The organism is Mycolicibacterium sp. P4_G11, assembly GCF_056555145.1.
Map to the genome: position 1 here is coordinate 118,032 of NZ_JBFUJW010000009.1, position 18,814 is coordinate 136,845.

Below are 18,814 nucleotides of genomic sequence, written 5' to 3' on the forward strand. Positions count from 1 at the left end.
GTCATGAAACAGCTCTACTTCTACAGCCACGAAGTACGGTGCGCCGCTTGGCATCTGCCCGCTGCCACCGATGCGCTGGCAGGTGAGTCCGGCCGGCCGTGTGTGGTGATGGCGCACGGCTTCAGCGGCACCAAGGACACCGCGCTGCTCAGCTTCGCCGAGCCCTTCGCCGCCGCGGGCCTCGACGTCCTGGTCTTCGACTATCGGGGCTTTGGCGAGTCCGAAGGCGTTCCGCGGCAGGATGTTTCGATCGGCCGGCAGCGGCAGGACTATCACGCCGCCATCGCTGCGGCGCGGCATCTGCCCGGCGTGGACCCGGATCGGATCGTGCTGTGGGGCACCTCCTACGCCGGCGGTCACGTCATCGCCGTGGCCGCCCGGGACCAGCGCATCGCGGCCGTCATCTCGATGAATCCCGCGGTCGACGGCCTGGCCACGCTGGCCCACCTGGTCCGCACCTGCGGCGCCGGCTATCTGGTGCGCGCCAGCACGAATGCCGTGCGGGACATGGTCGGCAGCGCACTCGGGCGACCATCGCACATGGTGCCGGTGGTGGGGAAGCCCGGATCGCACGCGGTGATCGCGACGTCGGGTTCCGCAGAAGCCTGGCTCCCTCTGGCCGGGGCGACGTGGCGCAACGAGGTCCGCGGGCGGCACGCGCTCGGCGTCGCGTTCAACCGCCCGATCACGAAAGCCGGGAAGTTGACGTGCCCCATCCTGGTACAGCCCGGCACCGACGACCGCATCGCGCCGGCGGCAGCGGCCCGAAAGGCGGCTCGTCGCGCCGGCTACTGGGCGCAGCTGCGCGAGTACCCCGCAGACCATCTCGACTTCTACGACGGTCCGTGGCAACAGCGGGCTTTGGCCGATCAGCTCGACTTCCTCCAGCGCGATCTGACGCCAGTGCAGGGACATCAGCACGGCCACCCGCTCGAAACCCACTCAGCCTGAAAGGAATTCCCCCATGAAGACCACTGCAGCCGTACTGCTGGAGCCGGGCAAGCCCTTCGAGATCATGGAACTCGAGCTCGACGGACCGGGGCCGGGCGAGGTGTTGATCAACTACACCGCCGCGGGGCTGTGCCACTCCGATCTGCACCTGTCCGACGGTGATCTGCCACCCCGCTATCCCATCGTCGGTGGGCACGAGGGCGCCGGCATCATCGAGGACGTCGGCCCCGGCGTCACCAAGGTCAAGCCCGGCGACCACGTCGTGTGTAGCTTCATTCCGAGCTGTGGCCATTGCCGGTACTGCTCGACCGGTCGGCAGGCCCTCTGTGACATGGGCGCCACCATTCTCGAGGGCTCCATGCCCGACGGCTCGTTCCGATTCCACCACGGCGGTACGGATTTCGGCGCCATGTGCATGCTGGGCACGTTCGCCAAGAAGGCCACCATCTCGCAGCACTCGGTGGTCAAGGTCGACGACTGGCTGCCGCTGGAGACCGCGGTCCTGGTGGGCTGCGGCGTCCCGACCGGATGGGGCGGTGCCACTTATGCGGGCAACGTGCGGCCGGGCGACATCACCGTCGTGTACGGCATCGGCGGCATCGGCATCAACGCCGTCCAGGGTGCCGCGCACGCCGGCGCGAAATACATCGTGGCAGTGGACCCGGTGGCGTTCAAACGCGATACCGCGCTGAAATTCGGTGCGACACATGTGTTTGCGAGCGCCGAGGCCGCGGCCGAGAAGATCAACGAACTGTCCTGGGGACAGGGCGCCGACCAGGCCATCATCTGCGTCGGAACAGTCGACGAGGACGTCGTCACATCCGCATTCCACGCCATCGGCAAGGGCGGGACGGTCGTCGTCATCGGTATGGCCAACCCCGAGAAGCTGACGATTCATGTCTCGGGCCTGGAACTGACCCTGTTCGAGAAGACCATTCGCGGCTCGTTGTTCGGCTCGGCCAACCCGCAGTACGACATCATCCGGCTGCTCCGGCTCTACAACGACGGCCAGCTCCAGCTCGACGACCTGGTGACCACGAAGTACACCCTCGAAGAGGTCAACCAGGGCTACCAGGACCTCCGAGAAGGCAAGAACATTCGCGGGATCATCGTGCACTGACCATTCCTGCAGGTAGGTTGCCATTGTGATCCCGCAATGGCAGATCGGACCGGTGCAGGTGCCGGTACACGGTTTGTTCGTGGGGCTGGGCGTGCTGGCCGCCGTGCTCGTGTTCGTCCACGAGGCGCGCCGCCGCGGCGCGGTGAACGAACAGTCGCTGGTGGCCGTCACCGGCGCCCTCGTCGGCGGGGCGATCGGGATGCGCCTGTCGGGCCTGACGCGCCACCTCGATTTCACCGCCAACCCCACTGTCGAGCAGGCCTGGGAGTACGGCTCCAAGAGCATCCTCGGCGGGCTGCTCGGCGCCTACGTGGGTGTGCTGATCGCCAAACGCCTCGGCGGGTATCGCGGCAAGACCGGCGACCTGTTCGCGCCGGCGGTCGCCTTGGGGATGGCGATCGGCAGAATCGGCTGCCTGCTGACCGAGGCGCCCGGACGCCCGACGACGCTGCCGTGGGGTGTGCACGCCCCGGCGAGCACCCCCGAATGTCCGGGCTGCCTGGCCGGGCTGGCCATGCATCCGTCGTTTGCGTACGAAATCGTGTTCCAGTTGGCGGCTTTCGCCGTGCTCATGTGGCTGCGGCCCCGCATCACCCATCCCGGCGAGTTGTTCGTCATCTACGTGGCGGCCTACGCGGTGTTCCGATTCTTCGTGGAGTTCGTGCGTGCCAACGAGACGGTGTGGCTGGATCTCACCCGGCCCCAATGGGTCTTGCTGCCGTCCTTGGCGCTCTTGGGTTTTCGGGTATGGCGTGGCTATCGCCGTGGCTACTACCGGATTTCGTCTGCAGACAGGGAGGACAACCGTGTCCCAGCCGCCAATTGAGTATCCCGACGATGAGCCCGGCGATGGCGTTCCGCCCGGTCAGAATCCGCAGTATCCCCAGTACCCGCAATACCCCCAGTATCCGCCGCAATACCCCCAGTATCCGCCGCAGTACCCGCAATACCCGCCGCCGTATCCGCAGTACGGCTATCCGCCGCCGAAGCCCAACGCGGTGTCGGTCGGCGCCGCGATCGGCGGGGTTTTCATGTTTCCGGTGCTGAACTTCGGTATCGGGATCGTCACGGTGATGCTTTCGGACCAGGGGAAGATGACGGTCGGGTTGGGCGCCGCGCTGCTGGCTCTGGTCACCTTCGGTGCTGGGTTTGCGCTGTGGAAGTCGGGCAGCCCGGTGCCCAAAGGGCTCGGTCTCGGCTTGATGATCGGCTGGGCGCTCACCTCGATCCTGACTGTCGGCTTCTGCACCGGCCTGAACCCCACGATGTACACATGACGTCGGGGATGGGGCTGCGCGGTGACCGGATACTGCGCTACGTGACGGCGTACTGTCCGCGTTGCCACCACGAGGTGCCGGAACGGCCGCTGGCCGACGTCGCGCGCCTGGCCGGCCGGCTGGTCGAGCGCGACGAACGAGTGTGGCTGGAGCGAGGCTGCCCGACGCATGGACTGGTGAGCACGCTGTACGACGAGAGCCCCGAGATTCTGTCGTATCTGGAGGAGTGGACCGCACCGACCAAGTCGCACACCCCTGATGTGGCAGGCAATTTCGATCCGATCCCTTCCGCGTATCTGCGGGGGTTACCGGAGATGCAGACCCAGCACACCTGCATTCTGCTCGAAGACATCGCCGAGGCCTGCAATCTGCGGTGCCCCACCTGCTTCACCGATTCGTCTCCCGATCTGCGCAATGTGGTTCCGGTGGCCGAGGTGCTCGCGAACATCGACCAACGGCTGGCCCGGGAGAACGGGCGGTTGGATGTGCTGATGCTCTCGGGCGGAGAACCCACCCTGCATCCCGACCTGGCCGAGTTGCTCGACGAACTGACCAGCCGGCCCATCACGCGAATTCTGATCAACACCAACGGGGTTCGGATCGCCACCGACGACAGCCTGCTGGAGCTGATCAGCTCACATCGGCAGCGGGTCGAGGTGTATCTGCAGTACGACGGGCTGTCCGAGACGGCCCACCGGCACCATCGCGGAGGTGATCTCCGGAGGCTGAAAAAGCAGGTGTTGCAGCGGCTTTCGGAACATCAGATCTTCACGACGTTGGTGATGGCCGCAGCGTTGGGCGTCAACGACAACGAGATCGGCGACATGGTCCAGCTGGCGCTCGATACCCCGTATGTCGGCGGCATCACCATCCAGCCGCAGTTCGGCTCGGGGCGCTCGGGGAGCCTGGACGCGCTCGATCGGCTGACCCACACCGGCGTGCTGAGCCGGCTCGGCCCGCAGACCGATGGCCTGGTGACCTGGCGTGACCTCACCGCGCTGCCCTGCTCGCACCCGCACTGCTGCTCGGTCGGCTACGTGCTCCGGGACGATTCCGGGCAATGGCGGTCGCTGGTCTCGCTGATCGGCCACGATGTCCTCAAGGACCGACTCGGTTTGGTGTCCAACAGGATTGCCGACAGCGAGCTGCCGCACGAACTGCAGCTGGCGGTACGGGAATCGCTACTGGGCCTGTTGTCCGAGCAGTCGTCGCTGTCGCACCCCGGAATCGGTGATGTCTGGCGAACCATCTGCCAGAACTGCGATCTGGGCATGCCGACCCTGCTCGCCCTCGCCTCGTCGGCGCTGCCCGGCGGGAAGAACCGGGTGCGGAAGCTGTTGGGGGAGAGGGTGGTTCGAATCACCGTCAAGCCGTTCATGGACATCTCGACCATGATCGAAGAGCGTCTGGTGCAGTGCTGCGTGCACGTCGGAACCCGCTCCAGCCAGGACCAGTGCGCGCCGTTCTGCGCCGTGCAGGCGTGGCCTGCCCTTGGGAGACAACGGATGTCCATCGCAGCGGGTCGCGACTTGGGCCGGGCGCTGCCGCTCACGGTGGTATGAGGGGCGCTTGGCGTCCACCGAACAGCGCCGCAACGACGCCGAGTGCGCTGCGGGTCTTCAGCTTTGAGGTTCGTCGTTGCGCTCGGCCAGATGGGCACCCATGGTGGTGTGCAGATCGATCACCAAGGACTCGAAACTCTTGAGCAGTTCAGGCGGATAGCGCGACATCGTCCTGTCGAATTGCTGTGCCAGCGTTGCGAAGAACTCCTCTGCGTGAGAGTGCACCTGGGGGCTGCTACGCAGCGTGACGACCCGCCGGTCGGTGCTTTCCCGACTGCGCACGATGTGTCCTGCTGCTTCGAGTCGGTTGAGCAGCGACGCTGTGGCGCCCGATGACAGGCCGATTCGGCTCGCCAGGCGCGCGGGTGAGAGCGGCTCGCCGCTCTCCTCGCCGTACACGATCTCCAGCAATGCCTCCGAGTCTGTGGAGTACAACCCGAGCCAGCGCCCGAACAAGCGGCTGAACTGGTTGTAGTTCGAGCCGTAGATCCTGAGTTCTTCCATCAGGCGAGCGCGTTGTTCGGCGACGCCCGTGGTGGTCGGATCGTCCATGGCTATCGCTCACCCACCTCTGTTGTTGTGGCGTTGACACCGCCCTGCCCCGAATATACCTTCGTCACAAAGTAACTTGATTATGGAGGTTTATCAACAGTGTCGGATGCGCAGTACGACGGTGACTACATGGCTGACGAGCTTCCCGACAAGGAAACGATCAAGGCGTTCAACAACTCCGTCATCGACGAGTTCCGCGCCAACGGTGGCAAGGTGGGCGGCCCGTTCGAGGGCGCTGACCTGATCTTGCTCACCACGAAAGGCGCCAAGACCGGTCAGCCCCGGACAGTCGTGCTGACCCCGGTGCGGATCGACGGCAAGCTCCTCGTCGTCGGTTCCCTGGCCGGCGCTGACATCGACCCGGCCTGGGTGCACAACCTGCGGGCCAACCCGCAAGCGCGCGTCGAGGCAGGCACGGATTCCCACGACGTCGTCGCCCGGGAACTGCCGACCGCCGAGCGCGACGCAACTTTCCCAACAGTTGCCGCCGTGGAACCTACTTATGCCGAGTACCAGGCGAAGACGACCCGAGCGATTCCGCTGTTCGAGCTGCAGCGCATCTGATCGCCGACAGATGAAGCAGGGCTTGGCAATACATGCCTAGCTACTACCGGCAGACCGCCATACCCCGCGGCTCGCGACCGCGCGAACCCGCAATTGCGAATCCAGCACCACGAGATCGGCGGACGAGCCGGGCGCCAGCACGCCGACGTCGCTGAAACCCAGCGTGCGCGCCGGGGTCGTCGCCGTCATCGCCACTGCGTGCCGATACGCAGAATCCGAGGCGGACTCCAAACCTGTTGCCGCTGTGCGGAACAGGGCGTCCATGGTCGCGGTGCTGCCCGCGATGGTGGCCCGCTCGCACAGCCGTGCCACCGAGCCGCTGACCTCGACGTCGAGTCCGCCCAGTCGGTATGACCCGTCGGGCATACCGGCGGCCGCCATCGCGTCGGTGATGAGCGCGACACGCTCGGAGCCCGCGGTGATCGCGACCTGATGCACCAGCGCCGGGTGCAGATGCACCCCGTCGGCGATGAGTTCCACCGTCACCCGGGCATCCTCCAGCAGCGCCAGTGCTGGGCCCGGATCGCGGTGGTGCAGCGGGCGCATGCCGTTGAACACATGCGTGCCGACGGTGGCGCCCAGTTGCAGTGCCCGCTTGGTCTCCTCGTAGCTGGCGTCGGTATGGCCCACGGCCACAATGACTCCTGCGTCGACGAATCGTTCGATCGCGACGTCGGCACCCGGCAGTTCCGGAGCGATCGTCACCATCCGGATGGCCCCATCGGCCGCGGCGAGCAAGCTGTCGATCTCGGCGGGGTCGGGGTCGCGCAATTGCGTCATGTCGTGTGCGCCGCAGCGAGCGGAACTCAGCCACGGACCTTCCAGATGGATCCCGGCGACGATGTCGGCACGTACCGCGTCGGCCAAGGTCTGAACCTGCGCCAGCAGTACTTCCGGAGCCGCGGTGACCAAGCTGGCCAGGGTTGTGGTGGTCCCGTGGGCGCGGTGAAATTCGGCGGCCCGCGCTACCTCGTCGGGATCGTCGGTGCTGTAGGAAAACCCGCCGCCGCCGTGCACATGCATGTCCACGAAGCCCGGCACCACAACGCCTTCGGGAAAGTCGACATCGACGCTGCGCGGTGCGGTGCCGCTACCGCACGCCAGAATTCGGTCGCCGCTGATCTCCAGCCACCCGGGCCGGGACACAGCGTCGAGCGCTGAGCCTCCCAAAACAACGGTGCCGGCCGAGATGAGCGTCATCGCCGGTCATTCTCTACCGGTTGGAGTGCTGCGGGCGCCGATTGATCGAACGGGCGGCCATCATCAGCGACAGCACCACCGCGGCCCCCACGACGCCGACGCCGACGCGGATCGGCACCGCGTCCATTGGTGGCAGGCCGTCGAATGCCTGAGCCGCCGCGGGATGCTTGGCGTCGGGCTTGCGCTGGGTGAGCGACGGGTCCGGCTCGATCAAGGTGCCGACCTTGGTGCCGGGCGGCGTGGCGAATCCGTAGTCAAGTAGCCGTGCGGCCTGCTCCCACGGCGCGATCGGCACCCGGGTGCCGTGCAGCAGGATCGCGACCAGACGGCGTCCGCCGCGGTCGGCGGCGCCGACGAACGTCTGCCCGGCATCGTCGGTGTAGCCGGTCTTGCCGCCGAGCGCTCCCGGGTAGTTGTAGAGCAGCTTGTTGTCGTTCTCCAGCTCGTAGCTGGGGTGGTCACCGGGTTCGCCGGGCTTGGCCGGATGCCCCGGGAACTCGTACTTCTGCGTCGCCACGATCGAGGCGAACGTCGGATTCTGCCAGGCGTAGCGGTAGAACAAGCCCATGTCGTAGGCCGAGGTGCTCATGCCCGGACCGTCGAGGCCTGACGGGGTGGCTGCCCTGGTATCGCGGCCGCCGAGCTTGGAGGCCAGATCGTTGATCTTGTCGATCGCGGTGTCCATGCCGCCGACCTGCATCGCCAGCGCGTGCGCCGCGTCGTTGCCCGAGTGCATGAGTAGGCCGTGCAGCAGGTCGTTGACGGTGTAGATGCCACCGTCGTCGACGCCGACGCGGGTGCCCTCGGCGCCGGCGTCCTCCGGGGTGCCGGTGACGCGCTTGTTGATGGGCAGTTCACGTAGGGCCTGGGTCGCGATCAGCACCTTGATGATGCTGGCCGGGCGGTGCCGGCCGTGCGGGTCCTTGGCGGCGATGATGTCGCCGTTGTCGAGGTCGGCGACGATCCAGGCGTCCGCCGAGACGTCGCCGGGCAGCGGCGGCATGTCGGGTGCGGCGATGATGCCGCAGCCGCCCAGCAGCTCCCCACCGAGCGGCGTGGCCGGCACGGGGACGGGCGCCGGCGGGTCGCCGGCCTTGGGCACCTCGGACTGGTCGACCGCGGGTGGCGTGTTAACCCGGTACGGGCATGGATCAGCTGCCGGCGGGTCGGGTTCGGCATAGGCCAGCGCCGGCGCGGTCGCCAGGAAAAACGCTGCTGCCAGGGCTGCAGCGCGTTGTGCCGTGGATCGGGTGGTCGCCATGGTGTCGCCAGATTAGGCGACGGAGCCCTGGAAACGGTGTTGCCGCGCTGTGACAAATGGGGTTGAAGTTACAAATGTGAATTAGGTAACCGGCGGCTACACGCGCTCCGGGAGCGCGCAGTGGGCCAGTGCCGGGACGCCGATGGAACTCATCCACAGCCGCCCGTCGTGTTCGACCAGTCCGGTGACCTGTCCGAACTGGCGGTGCCGGCCGCGCACGCCCGCGACCGCGGCGCCGCTGTCGGGGTCGAAGGCGACAGCCCACACCTCCAACGGCATCTGGGGTTGCAGCGCCTCCGGCAACCGCCACACCAGCTGGCGCAGGATCGTCGGCCGCGGGGCCAGCCACTCCGCGGCGGCATTGATCGGGGTGACGAACGCGACCCAGATCCGGCCGTCGGCGCCCGTCGAGATGTTGTCGGGCATGCCGGGCAGGTTGACCGCCAGTGGGGTGATGGTCCCGGCCTGCGGTCCCGACAACCAGTACTTCGACAGCCGGCGACCCTGGGTCTCGGCGAACACCAGCGCGGTGCCGTCCGCGGTGACGGTGACGCCGTTGGCGAAGTACAAGCCGTCGCGCAGCGTGCTGACCGTGCCGTCGGTCGCCAGTTTGTACAGGCCGCCGTCGCCACGGGCCTCGAGAATCGCCGCGCGGAAATGCTCGTAGTGGAAGGAGCTGGTCGACTCCGTGAAATAGATTGTGCCGTCAGCGGTTTCGGCCACGTTCGAGCAGAACCGCAGCGGCCGGCCGTCGATATCGGGCACCAGCACGTCGAGAGCGCCGGTGCCGGGGTCCAGGGACATCAGCCCGCGATAGCTGTCGCAGACCAGCACCCGCCCGTCGCGGGCGACGTGCAGCCCCAGCGGTCGGCCGCCGGTATCGGCCACGACATCGATGTTGCCGTCGGGGGAGATTCGCACGATCCGTCCGTCCACGAGGCCCGTCCACAGCGTGCCGTCGGGGCCGACGACGACGTCCTCCGGGGCGTCGCCGGGCATCGGCACGATGGTGAGTTCCGCGGACGGGAAATCGGGCAGGGCGTCGACCGGTGGCGGGGTCCAGCGCACCGGATCGATGGACGGCTTGTGCGACACAGGTAGACGGTAACTTTCCCTGCGCGAGCAGACGTGAAAACCCCCAATGTCCCGCTGGATTGGGGGTTTTCGCGTCTGCTTGCCGACAATCGTGTCAGCCGCGGCGGAATTCCTCGCCGGTCGCCGTGTCCACCGCGGTCTCGCCAGGCGGCAGGTTCGACAGGTCGGGCGCGATGACCGTCGGCATGTCACCGGAGTCCGGCAGTCCGAAATGGGCCACCGCGGGGGTATCCAGTACCAGGTCGTGACGCCGCGGCAGCGTCAGTCCGCGGAAGTACTCCGGGCGTGCGACGCGCCAGGCGAACATCAGCACCACACCGAGCAACAGTCCGACGACACCGACCACACCCACCGCACCGAAACCGAAAATGGTGACGTCGTGGTGGTTTTCGTCCTTGAGCCAGTCCGGCTTGCTGTACTGGATCAGGCCGTAGACGAACACCACAGACAGCGTGATGCCACCGACCAGTGGCAACAGGCCACGCATCACGAAGTCGCGAATGTTGCGGGTCAAGGTCTTTCGGTAGAACCAGGCGCAGGCGAACCCGGTCAGGGCGTAGTAGAACGCGATCATCAGGCCGACCGAACCGATCAGTGCCGTCAGCAGATCGGTGCTGATCGCGGTGAACAGTACGTAGCACAGCACCGACACCACGCCCATCACGATGGTCGAGGTGGTCGGCGTCAGATACTGGCGGTGAATCTTCGCGAAACTCTGTGGCAGCGCACGGTATACACCCATCGACAGGGTGGTGCGCGCCGTCGGCATGATGGTGGTCTGCGTCGAGGCGGCCGCGGAGGTCAGGATCGAGGCCGACAACAGCAGCATGCCGATCTTCCCGATCACGCTGTCGCCGAACAACGATGGCCCGATGGCGGTGAACACGTCCTTGGCGTTCTCCTGGTTGCCCAGCCCGATGCCTTCGGTGCCCACGCCCGCGAACGCGATGGTCGAGACCGTCACCAACGCATAGGTGGCCAGCAGCAGGAACGTCGAGATGACGGCGGCGCGGCCCGGCGTACGGCCCGGATCGTCGGACTCCTCGTTGCACGCCACCGCGGTGTCCCAGCCCCAGTAGATGAAGATCGTGGCCAGCACCGCCGGGGCGATCACCGTGCCGAAATCCATTCCGCCAGGCCAGAACCAGGACCACGACGGCATGATCGAGTAGGCATGCCCATGGTGCGTGTACACCTTCGCCAGCGCTACCACCGACACCACGATCAGCACGACGACCTCGACGGTCAACAACACGTACTGCAACCGGGCCGACACCTCGATGCCGCGGTAGCAGATGTACGTCATGAGCACGATCCAGATGACGCCCGCCACTGTCGACCACAGGGTGCTGTTCGCCAGACCCGCGGCCGAATGCCACCCCAGGTCGCCGACGAAGGTGAACGAGTACGACCCGGCGATCTGCGCCAGATTGGCCATCACGATGACGTCGGAGGCGATGATGCCCCAACCGCCCAGCCAGCCGACCACCGGGCCGAAAGCCCTTGCCGCCCAGGTGAACGTGGTGCCGCAGTCGGGCTCGGCCTTGTTCAGCTCCTGGTAGGCGACGGCGATGAGATACATCGGCACGAACGAAATGAGCATGATCGCAGGCGCTTTGACGCCCGCCAGCAGTGTGCCGCCGGCCGCGATAACCAGGCCGAGCGTCGCGGCCAGGCTGTACGCCGGCGCCGTGGACGCCAGTCCCACCACCACGCTGGACACCAGACCGAGGGCACCCCGTTTGAGGCCTTTGTCCTCGACGACGATGCCCGGTGCAGTTGCCGTCATCTACGCTCCCCGCTCACTCCTGACGATTGACCAGAAGATGCTACGGTTCGCCGCCTCGAAGCGACGAGTCGTAGGTTGGTGGGGTGACTACCGCGCAGGACACCGACGAGTTCGAGCGGCTGCGCCCGCACCTGCTGTCCGTCGCCTATCGGCTGACCGGCGTGTACGCCGACGCCGAGGACATCGTGCAAGACGCCTGGTTGCGCTGGCACGCAGCAGATATCGAGACCATCGCCGAACCCCGCGCCTGGCTGACGACAGTCGTCAGCCGCCTCGGCCTGGACCGGCTACGGTCTGCCGCGCACCGCCGCGAAGCGTATTTCGGTGAGTGGCTGCCGGAGCCGGTCGTGACCGGTTTCGACGTCGCCGATCCGCTGGCCGCCGTGGTTGCAGGGGAGGACGCCCGCTTCGCCGCGATGGTGGTGCTGGAGCGGTTGACGCCCGATCAGCGGGTGGCCTTCGTGCTGCACGACGGCTTCGCGGTGCCGTTCTCCGAGATCGCCTCGGTTCTCGGCGTGACCGACGCGGGTGCGCGGCAACTCGCGTCGCGAGCCCGCCGCGCGGTCGCCGCGGCTCCGGCACCGCCGCCGGATGCCGGCCACAACGAGATCGTCGGCAAGCTGATGGCCGCCCTCGCCAGTGGTGACATGGCCGCCGTCGTCGAACTGCTGCACCCCGACGCGACGTTCACCGGCGACTCCAACCGCCGGGCACCCACGGCCCCCCGCACGATCGTCGGCGCGGACAAGGTGGCTCGGTTCCTGTTCGGCTTGGCCAGACGCTATGGACCGCAATGGCTTTCGACGTCGCAACTGGCGCTGATCAACGGCGAGCTCGGCGCCTACTCGCCGGGTCTGCCGGCCGACGGCGAGCATCCCGAGATGCTGCCGCGCGTCACCGCGCTGAGTGTGCGCGACGGCAAAGTCGTCGCGTTGTGGGACATCGCGAACCCGGACAAGTTCACGGCGTCCCCGCTCAAGCAGAACTAGCGGCTCACAGCACGTAGGGGAGCAACGCCTTGCGATCGGTGGGGTACTCGGGAAACTTCTCCTGGTACCAGGTATGCGTGCCCAACGCTCGGGGGATCAGGTTGCCCGCGGTGATGAGCAGGATGACGAGCCCTGGCAGCGCCCAGGTAAGCAGCGCGAAGCCGGACCAGGCGATGAGCTCGCCCAGGTATGCCGGGCTGGTGACGAACCGGAAGCCGCCGCCGAACGGAATCCGATATTCCGCACCGCCGGGATTGTTCTTGTCGCGCAGGTTCCGAACGATCGATTCGGAGTTCACCAGCAGCGCGAATCCGCACAGGTAGATCGCCAACCCCACCAGGAATCGAGGATCGGTCAGCCACGCGGTGGTGTACTGCCCGAAGAAGTCGTGGCTGAACAGGGTCCCGTTGAGGTAGCCGTGCATCGACGTGACGAGCATGCCCATCACGATCACCGAGACGTTGAAGGTGCCGCGTTTGCCGGGCGCCTGGCGGATCGCCAGCGGGAAGAACCAACCCCGGTTGGCGTAGTGCAGCAGCCAGATCCCGGCCAGCACCAGCGAGGTCGGCTCGAACCGGTGCGGCCCGGCCAGGTAGCTGATCAGGAACACCACGGTCGCGGGGATTTCCATCAGCCACCAGCCGAGCTTCGGGTTGAGGTTCAAGCCGAGTTTCGTCGTCGAGAAACGCCCGTACGAACTCTGTGCGAAGAAACCGCCGATGATCACGAATGCGGCGAACGCGAAGGCAGCGGTCAGCACCGTGTCGTAGAACGTGTTGCCGGTGTACCAGTGCATGGGCGCTCCTCGTTGAGCAGGTGGTTTCAGCGACTCGGGACGCTATTTCTGTAACGTGTTCTACCACCTTGCTGCGTCGGGAAGCCAGCGCCCCGGGCTCAGTCGGCCCACGGCACCCGGCACGCGTCGCCGGAGCTGAAGCCCTGCTCGGTGATGCCCAACGCCGCATACATCCGGGCTCGCATGTTCTCCACGCCGATCTGGTAGGTCAGCTCGATGACGCCGGCCTCTCCGAACCGGCGCTTGAGGTCGTCGACCTGTTCGTCGGTCACGGTGTGCGGATCGGTGGTCATGGCGTTGGCGTAGGCGATCGCGGCCCGCTCGTCGTCGGTGAACAAAGGGGAAGTCGCATAACTGTCTATGTGCTTGAGCCTCTCCACGTCCAGGCTCTCCAGACGCATCAGCATGGTGCCGAAGTCGACGCACCAGGAGCAGCCCACCGTCCGTGCGGTCCAGAGCACGGCGAGGTCGCGCACCGACTCGGGCAGCGTCTTCGAACCGCTCTTCAGTAGGCCTTCGTGCACGGCGTTGGCGACCAGCAGTCGCGGGTGGTGCGCCGCGACGGCGAACGGTTCGGGCACTTCGCCGAACTCACGCTTGGCGTAGCGGTACATGAGCCGGGTCAGCAGGCCGGCTCGTTGTGGGGGCAGGGGCGCGATGCGTGGTGTTGTCGTCATATCGGTTGGACGAGACAGGGCGGCGATGTGTGACGGGGTGTGGCGGGCGTCACGCGGAGGGTCAGCGACTACCGTGGCACACATGTCTGTGGCCCCGAACCCTGCGTCGGTGAGTGGCTACGAGGCGCGGTGGGAACAGCACAACGCCGAACGGCGGTCCCAAATCCTGCTCGCGATGATCGAGCTGCTCGAGGAGAGCCCACCCGGCGTCGACATTTCCGTCGCGGCCATCGCCAAGCGCGCCGGCGTCGCCAAGTCGGTGATCTACCGGCAGACCTCCGGCAAGGAGGAGCTCGAGCGTCGGGTGCGGTCGTACCTGATCGACGACTTCGGCTCCGTCCTGGTCGGCAAGCTCGACATCACCGACGGTTCGCTCCGGGAGATCCTGACCCGGACCATCGAGTCGGTGGCGGACTGGATGATCGACCATCCGCGGCTGAACGAGTTCGCCCGCAGCGGTCCGTCGTTCGAAGGGGATGAGACGCTCGACGCCGTCGGTGAGTTGAAGCTGCGCATCATCGAGCGCGCGGACGGCATCATCGCCGCTATCCAGTTGGCCATCGGCGTCGAGGACAGCGCGTTCAAACTGGTCCCGCTGGCGATTGTGACGATGGTCGAGGAGACGCTGTTCGCCTGGGTGCGCAGCCCGGCGCCGACCCACACTCGCGAACAGATGATTGCGCACCTGGCCGACTTCACGTGGTACGTCATCGACGGCGCCGCCCGGGCCATCGGGTTCGAGGTCAGCCGGGACGAACCGCTGGTCGCGGTCGTCGCCGCGCTGGCGAACCGTCAGGCAAGCAACCCCGAGTTGTAGTCAGCGACCAGGCTGCGCACAGTTTCCTGCGCGCACGACTTGTTGGTGCCGATGAACCCCGTCGGGCCGCGTTTGATCCAGCCGGTCACGTACGTCGCTGCGACTCCGTCGACCCGGCCCGCGGTGTGCGGGACGGTGCCGCGCGCGTCATCGAACGGCAGGTCCGTGACCGGCCGACCGCGGTATCCGATGGACGTCAGCACGAGTCCGGCGCTGACGGTGTGCAGCTCCCCGGTGGGTTTGACCTTCGTGGTGCCATCGGCCGCCGCCACCAGCTCGTTGCGGGCGAATTCGATTTCCAGTCCGGCCGCGGTGCGCGCAATGGCGGTGGGCGACTGCAGGTACGCCAACACGATGCGGCGGTTGCCGGGGCGTCGCGGCAGGTCGCGCAGGATGCGGGCGCGCGGATCGGTGTCGGGCAGCGCCTGCAGGTCCGCATCGGCGACGACGACGTCGACGTCGGGCATGGACGTCAGGCCGACCAGCTCCGGCACCGTGAACGCCGACTGCGCGAGGCCCCGCCGCCCGACGACCACGACCTCGTCGATCTTGCTCTGCTGCAAGGCTTTCAACGCCTGGGGCGCGATGTCGGTGGCGGCCAGGCGGTCGGGATCGATGGTGAGTATCCGGGCGACGTCGAGTGCGACGTTGCCGTTGCCGATCACGACGGCGCGGGGCTGCGACAGATCGAAGGTGGCGTCGGCGAAGTCGGGATGGCCGTTGTACCAAGCCACGAATCGGGTGGCCGAGCTGACGCCCGGCAGGTCGGCGCCGGGTACGTCGAGCGGGCGGTCCGTGGCTGCGCCGACCGCGTAGATGACGGCGTCATGGTCGGCGAGCAGCTGCTGATGGGTGACGTCGGTGCCGACCTCGACGCCCGTCACCAGCTCCAGCCGCGGGTCGGCGGTGATGGCGTCGAACTGCCGGGACACTGCCCGGGTACGCCGGTGATCGGGAGCCACCCCGAAGCGGGCGAGGCCACCAGGTTGGGGGAGTCGCTCGTACATCCGGACGCGCGCTGCCGGGATCGTCAGCACTTCGTCGGCCGCATACATCGCGGCCGGGCCTGACCCGACGATGGCCACCCGCAGCTTGCCCGGCGCTCGGACTTGCAGCGGCGGCACGACCGGGGCCAGCAGCGGACGGGGCCGGGGTTCCTTGTAGAAGTCGGCGTTGAGCTCCAGAAAGACCTTCTCGGACGGGTCCAGAGAACCGTCGTGCTTGATGGCGTCGACCGGGCAGGCCGTCACGCACGCACCGCAGTCGACGCACTCCACCGGATCGATGTAGAGCATCTCGGCGGTGTGGAAGTCGGGCTCGTCGGGCGTGGGGTGAATGCAGTTGACCGGACAGGCGTAGACGCAGGACGCGTCGCTGCAGCAGGACTGCGTGATGACGTGGGGCATCAGGCGATCAACTGCGCCTGGCGGTTGGGGGCACTGCGGTAGCGGGCCGTCTCACCGGCGATGCCGCAGCGCTTCCACATCCAGCGTCCGACGCGGTTCATCAGGCCGATCTCCTCGGCGAGCGCACGGGTCTCGTCGAAGAAGCTCGCCATGATCTTCCGCGACTGCGGGCTGCGCCAGAATGCTTGCCGCATGACCTCTTCGGGGATATCGAACTGCTTGCCGAACGACTTCGGCGACGCCATGATCTCGTGCGCCAACCAGCGCAGCGTCAGCGGGAACGCGACGGTGGCGAAGGCCCTGAACCGCCACGACCGTTTCGGCATGTGGGTCTTGAGGAACTCGTTGGCCCACGAGATGTGGCGGGCCTCCTCGGCGATGTGGATCTGCATCGTCCGCAGCACGGCCGGCGGCAGGTTCGCGCCGTCTCGGATCATGCCCTTCTGGAAGTGGTCGATGGGCTCTTCGCCGGCGAGGATGCCTGCCATGAACGCCGTCGGCGAGTACTGGCCCACCAATCCGATGTACGGCGACAGCCGGAAGAACAGCTTCCGCATGCCCGGCACATCGGTCCCGGAGCGGTTGACCAGCTCCTGGAACATCTGGATGTGGTTGCACTCTTCGGTCATCTCGTGCAGCGCGTAGCGGAACTCGGGGGAGTTGTTCGGCAGCTTCATGATGAACGCCATCAGCCCGCGGATCAGGATGCTCTCGAACGCCGCACCCACCTTGACGGTGTTGAGCGTCCGCCAGCGGCCGATCTCGATCTGCCGGGCGAGGGGCTGGCTCTGGTACCACTCGGTCGCGCCCAGTGGGTCGATGGTGGTGGACAGCACCCACCGCGGATCCTGCAGGTCGATCTGCATGTCGGGGGCGTCCCACGCGATGTCGAGGTACGGGTCGAAGCGGCGTCGCACCGAGCCTTCGGACAACACATCGAGCAGGTTCTGGTAGTCGGGCTTCATTGCCTGAGTCATGCCACCAATTTACCGGGAACGGCGGTCCCAGTAAATACCCGAAATTTCCTGCGCCGAGTGTTGGGTTGTGTGCGACATTTCGCGCATTAGTCGCACACAGGCCAACACTCGATGAAGGTGGAACCGGGCAGGTGGCGCACGCGTCTTATCCACATGCCGTTTTTGGGTACTGAGGCACTGGCCGCGGGCAGGGTCAATCGATACCAACTCAGAACTCGATACGACGCGATTCATCGCAATGTCTACGTTGCCCGTGGTCAGGAGCTCACACCCGTCGACAAGGCGGTCGCGGCCTGGCTGTGGTCCGAGCGCAGGGCAACTGCTGTCGGGTTGTCGGCCGCCGCCCTGCACGGCTCACTTTGGATCGATGCGAGGCAACCCGCAGAGCTCAACCAGGCGAGCAGGACGCGGCCAACTGGCATTCTCATCCGCAGTGACAAGCTCCCCGACGACGAGATATGTCAGGTGCGGGGCATCAACGTCACGACGCCGGCAAGAACGGCATTCGACCTTGGGCGACGAAAAGGGCAGACGGTCGCCGTAGTCCGGGTGGACGCCTTGCTCCAGGCCACCGAGTTGAAGATCCCGGAAGTGCAATCACTCGCCGATCGCCATCCCGGAGTTCGAGGACTGAGGCAGCTGGAGCAGGTGCTTGACCTCGCCGACTATGGCGGGGAGTCGCCGCAGGAGACCCGACTACGACTGTTGTTCACCGAGAACGGCATGCGGCCGTCGCATACCCAGATCGAGGTGTTCGATGGCCGATACTTGGTGGGCCGCATCGACATGGGCTGGCCGGAGTGGAAAGTCGGCGTGCAGTACGACGGCATCCAGCACTGGCAGGACCCGCGCCGGCGCACAAAAGACATCGACCAAGACGTGGAGTATCGGGATCTCGGTTGGCGCATGGTTCGCGTCGGCGCTGACTTACTTCGTTCGCGCCAAAGCACCATCATTGCCCGCACTCGCGACGCCCTCCGCGCCGCAGGTGGACCCTACTAACGAAAGTTGGCTTGTGTTCGAGAATTTCAATGAATCTCGAACACAAGCCAACACGGGGCAGGCCTCGGTGCAGTTGAAGGTGGTGCGGCAGCGCCACACACCGTCGACCTCGTTGAGGATGTCGAGCCGCTCGGCGGCTGCCTCGTCACGCGAGTCGAAGATGAACCGGTGCGCGTTGACGATCGCGGCGGGGCCGAAGTACGAGCCCTCGCTCCAGTACACCGGGCACGAGGTGGTGCAGCAGGCGCACAGGATGCACTTGGTGGTGTCGTCGAAGCGGGCGCGGTCGGTCTGCGACTGGATGCGCTCACGGGTCGGGGGGTTACCCGACGTGATCAGGAACGGCTTCACGGCGCGGAAGGCGTCGAAGAACGGCTCCATGTCCACCACGAGGTCCTTCTCCACGGGCAGGCCGCGGATGGGCTCGATGGTGATGGTCAGGTCCTTGCCGGCCTTCTTCGGCAGCAGGTCGCGCATGAGGACCTTGCAGGCCAGCCGGTTGACGCCGTTGATCCGCATGGCGTCCGAGCCACACACGCCGTGCGCGCAGGACCGCCGGAACGTCAGCGTGCCGTCCAGGTAGCCCTTCACGTACAGCAGCAGGTTGAGCAACCGGTCGCTGGGCAGGCAGGGCACGCGGAAGCTCTGGAAGCCGGCGGCGTCCGGGTCTTCCGGGTTGAACCGGGCGATCTTCAGCGTGACCATGACGGCGCCGTCCGGCACCGGGGGCAGCGGCGGGTCGCCGGCTTCGGGCTTGTCGAGGACAGGTGCACTCATGG

General features: G+C 66.6%; 18 protein-coding genes and 1 pseudogene. 9 read left to right on the forward strand and 10 right to left on the reverse strand.

Going from position 1 to position 18,814, the window contains the following annotated elements; genetic code table 11:
* The first annotated feature begins 3 nt into the window (after positions 1-3).
* From AC1U2B_RS20400 to AC1U2B_RS20420, 5 genes are read left to right on the forward strand one after another with little or no spacing between them, the layout of a single operon-like run.
* Positions 4-951, forward strand: a complete 948-nt coding sequence (locus AC1U2B_RS20400) for an alpha/beta hydrolase (RefSeq protein ID WP_480218218.1) — start codon at positions 4-6, stop codon at positions 949-951.
* 13 nt (positions 952-964) lie between these two features.
* Complete coding sequence (locus tag AC1U2B_RS20405; protein ID WP_480218219.1) at positions 965-2,071, forward strand: NDMA-dependent alcohol dehydrogenase; 1,107 nt, start codon at positions 965-967, stop codon at positions 2,069-2,071.
* 25 nt (positions 2,072-2,096) lie between these two features.
* Positions 2,097-2,897 carry a prolipoprotein diacylglyceryl transferase gene (locus tag AC1U2B_RS20410; RefSeq protein WP_480218220.1) on the forward strand — a complete coding sequence of 267 codons (801 nt, stop codon included), beginning with the start codon at positions 2,097-2,099 and terminating at the stop codon, positions 2,895-2,897.
* The gene (locus AC1U2B_RS20415; protein WP_480218221.1) at positions 2,878-3,348 is read left to right on the forward strand and encodes a hypothetical protein; all 471 of its coding nucleotides are present in this window, start codon (positions 2,878-2,880) and stop codon (positions 3,346-3,348) included. Before AC1U2B_RS20410 ends, AC1U2B_RS20415 begins: the two co-directional genes overlap by 20 nt.
* Positions 3,345-4,910, forward strand: a complete 1,566-nt coding sequence (locus tag AC1U2B_RS20420) for a radical SAM protein (RefSeq protein WP_043986681.1) — start codon at positions 3,345-3,347, stop codon at positions 4,908-4,910. The genes AC1U2B_RS20415 and AC1U2B_RS20420 overlap by 4 nt, the downstream gene beginning before the upstream one ends.
* A gap of 57 nt (positions 4,911-4,967) precedes the next feature.
* Here AC1U2B_RS20420 and AC1U2B_RS20425 read toward each other — a convergent pair whose 3' ends face one another.
* On the reverse strand, positions 4,968-5,462 hold the full coding sequence (locus tag AC1U2B_RS20425; protein ID WP_480218222.1) for a MarR family winged helix-turn-helix transcriptional regulator: 495 nt from the start codon (positions 5,460-5,462) through the stop codon (positions 4,968-4,970).
* 129 nt (positions 5,463-5,591) lie between these two features.
* Between AC1U2B_RS20425 and AC1U2B_RS20430 the strand changes: the two genes are divergently transcribed.
* Positions 5,592-6,026: a nitroreductase family deazaflavin-dependent oxidoreductase gene (locus tag AC1U2B_RS20430; protein ID WP_480218223.1), complete on the forward strand. Its 435-nt coding sequence runs from the start codon at positions 5,592-5,594 to the stop codon at positions 6,024-6,026.
* A gap of 36 nt (positions 6,027-6,062) precedes the next feature.
* Here AC1U2B_RS20430 and nagA read toward each other — a convergent pair whose 3' ends face one another.
* The 4 genes from nagA to AC1U2B_RS20450 form a co-directional block, all read right to left on the reverse strand.
* Entirely contained in the window at positions 6,063-7,226 is a 1,164-nt protein-coding gene (gene nagA / locus AC1U2B_RS20435) for an N-acetylglucosamine-6-phosphate deacetylase (RefSeq protein ID WP_480218224.1), read from the reverse strand.
* A 13-nt stretch (positions 7,227-7,239) separates the two neighbouring features.
* Positions 7,240-8,487 (reverse strand): D-alanyl-D-alanine carboxypeptidase family protein, encoded by a 1,248-nt coding sequence (locus tag AC1U2B_RS20440; protein WP_480218225.1) that lies wholly within the window; start codon positions 8,485-8,487, stop codon positions 7,240-7,242.
* 96 nt (positions 8,488-8,583) lie between these two features.
* The gene (locus tag AC1U2B_RS20445) at positions 8,584-9,582 is read right to left on the reverse strand and encodes an SMP-30/gluconolactonase/LRE family protein (protein WP_480218226.1); all 999 of its coding nucleotides are present in this window, start codon (positions 9,580-9,582) and stop codon (positions 8,584-8,586) included.
* Between the two features lie 94 nt (positions 9,583-9,676).
* Positions 9,677-11,371: an APC family permease gene (locus AC1U2B_RS20450; protein ID WP_480218227.1), complete on the reverse strand. Its 1,695-nt coding sequence runs from the start codon at positions 11,369-11,371 to the stop codon at positions 9,677-9,679.
* A gap of 83 nt (positions 11,372-11,454) precedes the next feature.
* On the opposite strand from AC1U2B_RS20450, the gene AC1U2B_RS20455 reads away from it, so the two are divergent.
* Positions 11,455-12,360 (forward strand): sigma-70 family RNA polymerase sigma factor, encoded by a 906-nt coding sequence (locus tag AC1U2B_RS20455; RefSeq protein ID WP_480218228.1) that lies wholly within the window; start codon positions 11,455-11,457, stop codon positions 12,358-12,360.
* A 4-nt stretch (positions 12,361-12,364) separates the two neighbouring features.
* Here the strand turns inward: AC1U2B_RS20455 and AC1U2B_RS20460 are convergent, their stop codons facing one another.
* Together AC1U2B_RS20460 and AC1U2B_RS20465 are read right to left on the reverse strand one after the other, a co-directional pair.
* On the reverse strand, positions 12,365-13,156 hold the full coding sequence (locus AC1U2B_RS20460) for a phosphatidylethanolamine N-methyltransferase family domain-containing protein (RefSeq protein WP_043397631.1): 792 nt from the start codon (positions 13,154-13,156) through the stop codon (positions 12,365-12,367).
* 98 nt (positions 13,157-13,254) lie between these two features.
* A complete protein-coding gene (locus tag AC1U2B_RS20465; RefSeq protein ID WP_480218229.1) occupies positions 13,255-13,833 on the reverse strand; it encodes a carboxymuconolactone decarboxylase family protein in 579 nt (192 codons plus the stop codon).
* A gap of 82 nt (positions 13,834-13,915) precedes the next feature.
* Between AC1U2B_RS20465 and AC1U2B_RS20470 the strand changes: the two genes are divergently transcribed.
* Positions 13,916-14,650 carry a TetR/AcrR family transcriptional regulator gene (locus AC1U2B_RS20470; RefSeq protein ID WP_480218230.1) on the forward strand — a complete coding sequence of 245 codons (735 nt, stop codon included), beginning with the start codon at positions 13,916-13,918 and terminating at the stop codon, positions 14,648-14,650.
* Here AC1U2B_RS20470 and AC1U2B_RS20475 read toward each other — a convergent pair.
* Both AC1U2B_RS20475 and AC1U2B_RS20480 read right to left on the reverse strand, forming a co-directional pair.
* A complete protein-coding gene (locus AC1U2B_RS20475) occupies positions 14,626-16,056 on the reverse strand; it encodes an FAD-dependent oxidoreductase (RefSeq protein WP_480218231.1) in 1,431 nt (476 codons plus the stop codon). The genes AC1U2B_RS20470 and AC1U2B_RS20475 overlap by 25 nt on opposite strands.
* A complete protein-coding gene (locus AC1U2B_RS20480; RefSeq protein WP_480218232.1) occupies positions 16,056-17,033 on the reverse strand; it encodes an AurF N-oxygenase family protein in 978 nt (325 codons plus the stop codon). Before AC1U2B_RS20480 ends, AC1U2B_RS20475 begins: the two co-directional genes overlap by 1 nt.
* A gap of 153 nt (positions 17,034-17,186) precedes the next feature.
* Here AC1U2B_RS20480 and AC1U2B_RS20485 point away from each other — a divergent pair, with 153 nt between their 5' ends.
* On the forward strand, positions 17,187-18,035 hold the full coding sequence (locus AC1U2B_RS20485) for a type IV toxin-antitoxin system AbiEi family antitoxin (protein ID WP_480218332.1): 849 nt from the start codon (positions 17,187-17,189) through the stop codon (positions 18,033-18,035).
* A 54-nt stretch (positions 18,036-18,089) separates the two neighbouring features.
* On the opposite strand, the pseudogene AC1U2B_RS20490 reads toward AC1U2B_RS20485, so the two are convergent.
* Positions 18,090-18,812: pseudogene (locus AC1U2B_RS20490) on the reverse strand (succinate dehydrogenase iron-sulfur subunit); the annotation flags it as partial.
* Between the last annotated feature and the right edge of the window lie 2 nt (positions 18,813-18,814).

Bases quoted from the DNA above. Each gene is read 5' to 3' on its own strand.
- AC1U2B_RS20400 (WP_480218218.1), top strand. From the start codon at position 4: ATGAAACAGCTCTACTTCTACAGCCACGAAGTACGGTGCGCCGCTTGG.
- AC1U2B_RS20405 (WP_480218219.1), top strand. From the start codon at position 965: ATGAAGACCACTGCAGCCGTACTGCTGGAGCCGGGCAAGCCCTTCGAG.
- AC1U2B_RS20420 (WP_043986681.1), top strand. From the start codon at position 3,345: ATGACGTCGGGGATGGGGCTGCGCGGTGACCGGATACTGCGCTACGTG.
- AC1U2B_RS20425 (WP_480218222.1), bottom strand. From the start codon at position 5,462: ATGGACGATCCGACCACCACGGGCGTCGCCGAACAACGCGCTCGCCTG.
- AC1U2B_RS20430 (WP_480218223.1), top strand. From the start codon at position 5,592: ATGGCTGACGAGCTTCCCGACAAGGAAACGATCAAGGCGTTCAACAAC.
- nagA (WP_480218224.1), bottom strand. From the start codon at position 7,226: ATGACGCTCATCTCGGCCGGCACCGTTGTTTTGGGAGGCTCAGCGCTC.
- AC1U2B_RS20440 (WP_480218225.1), bottom strand. From the start codon at position 8,487: ATGGCGACCACCCGATCCACGGCACAACGCGCTGCAGCCCTGGCAGCA.
- AC1U2B_RS20450 (WP_480218227.1), bottom strand. From the start codon at position 11,371: ATGACGGCAACTGCACCGGGCATCGTCGTCGAGGACAAAGGCCTCAAA.
- AC1U2B_RS20460 (WP_043397631.1), bottom strand. From the start codon at position 13,156: ATGCACTGGTACACCGGCAACACGTTCTACGACACGGTGCTGACCGCT.
- AC1U2B_RS20465 (WP_480218229.1), bottom strand. From the start codon at position 13,833: ATGACGACAACACCACGCATCGCGCCCCTGCCCCCACAACGAGCCGGC.
- AC1U2B_RS20470 (WP_480218230.1), top strand. From the start codon at position 13,916: ATGTCTGTGGCCCCGAACCCTGCGTCGGTGAGTGGCTACGAGGCGCGG.
- AC1U2B_RS20475 (WP_480218231.1), bottom strand. From the start codon at position 16,056: ATGCCCCACGTCATCACGCAGTCCTGCTGCAGCGACGCGTCCTGCGTC.
- AC1U2B_RS20480 (WP_480218232.1), bottom strand. From the start codon at position 17,033: ATGACTCAGGCAATGAAGCCCGACTACCAGAACCTGCTCGATGTGTTG.
- AC1U2B_RS20485 (WP_480218332.1), top strand. From the start codon at position 17,187: ATGCCGTTTTTGGGTACTGAGGCACTGGCCGCGGGCAGGGTCAATCGA.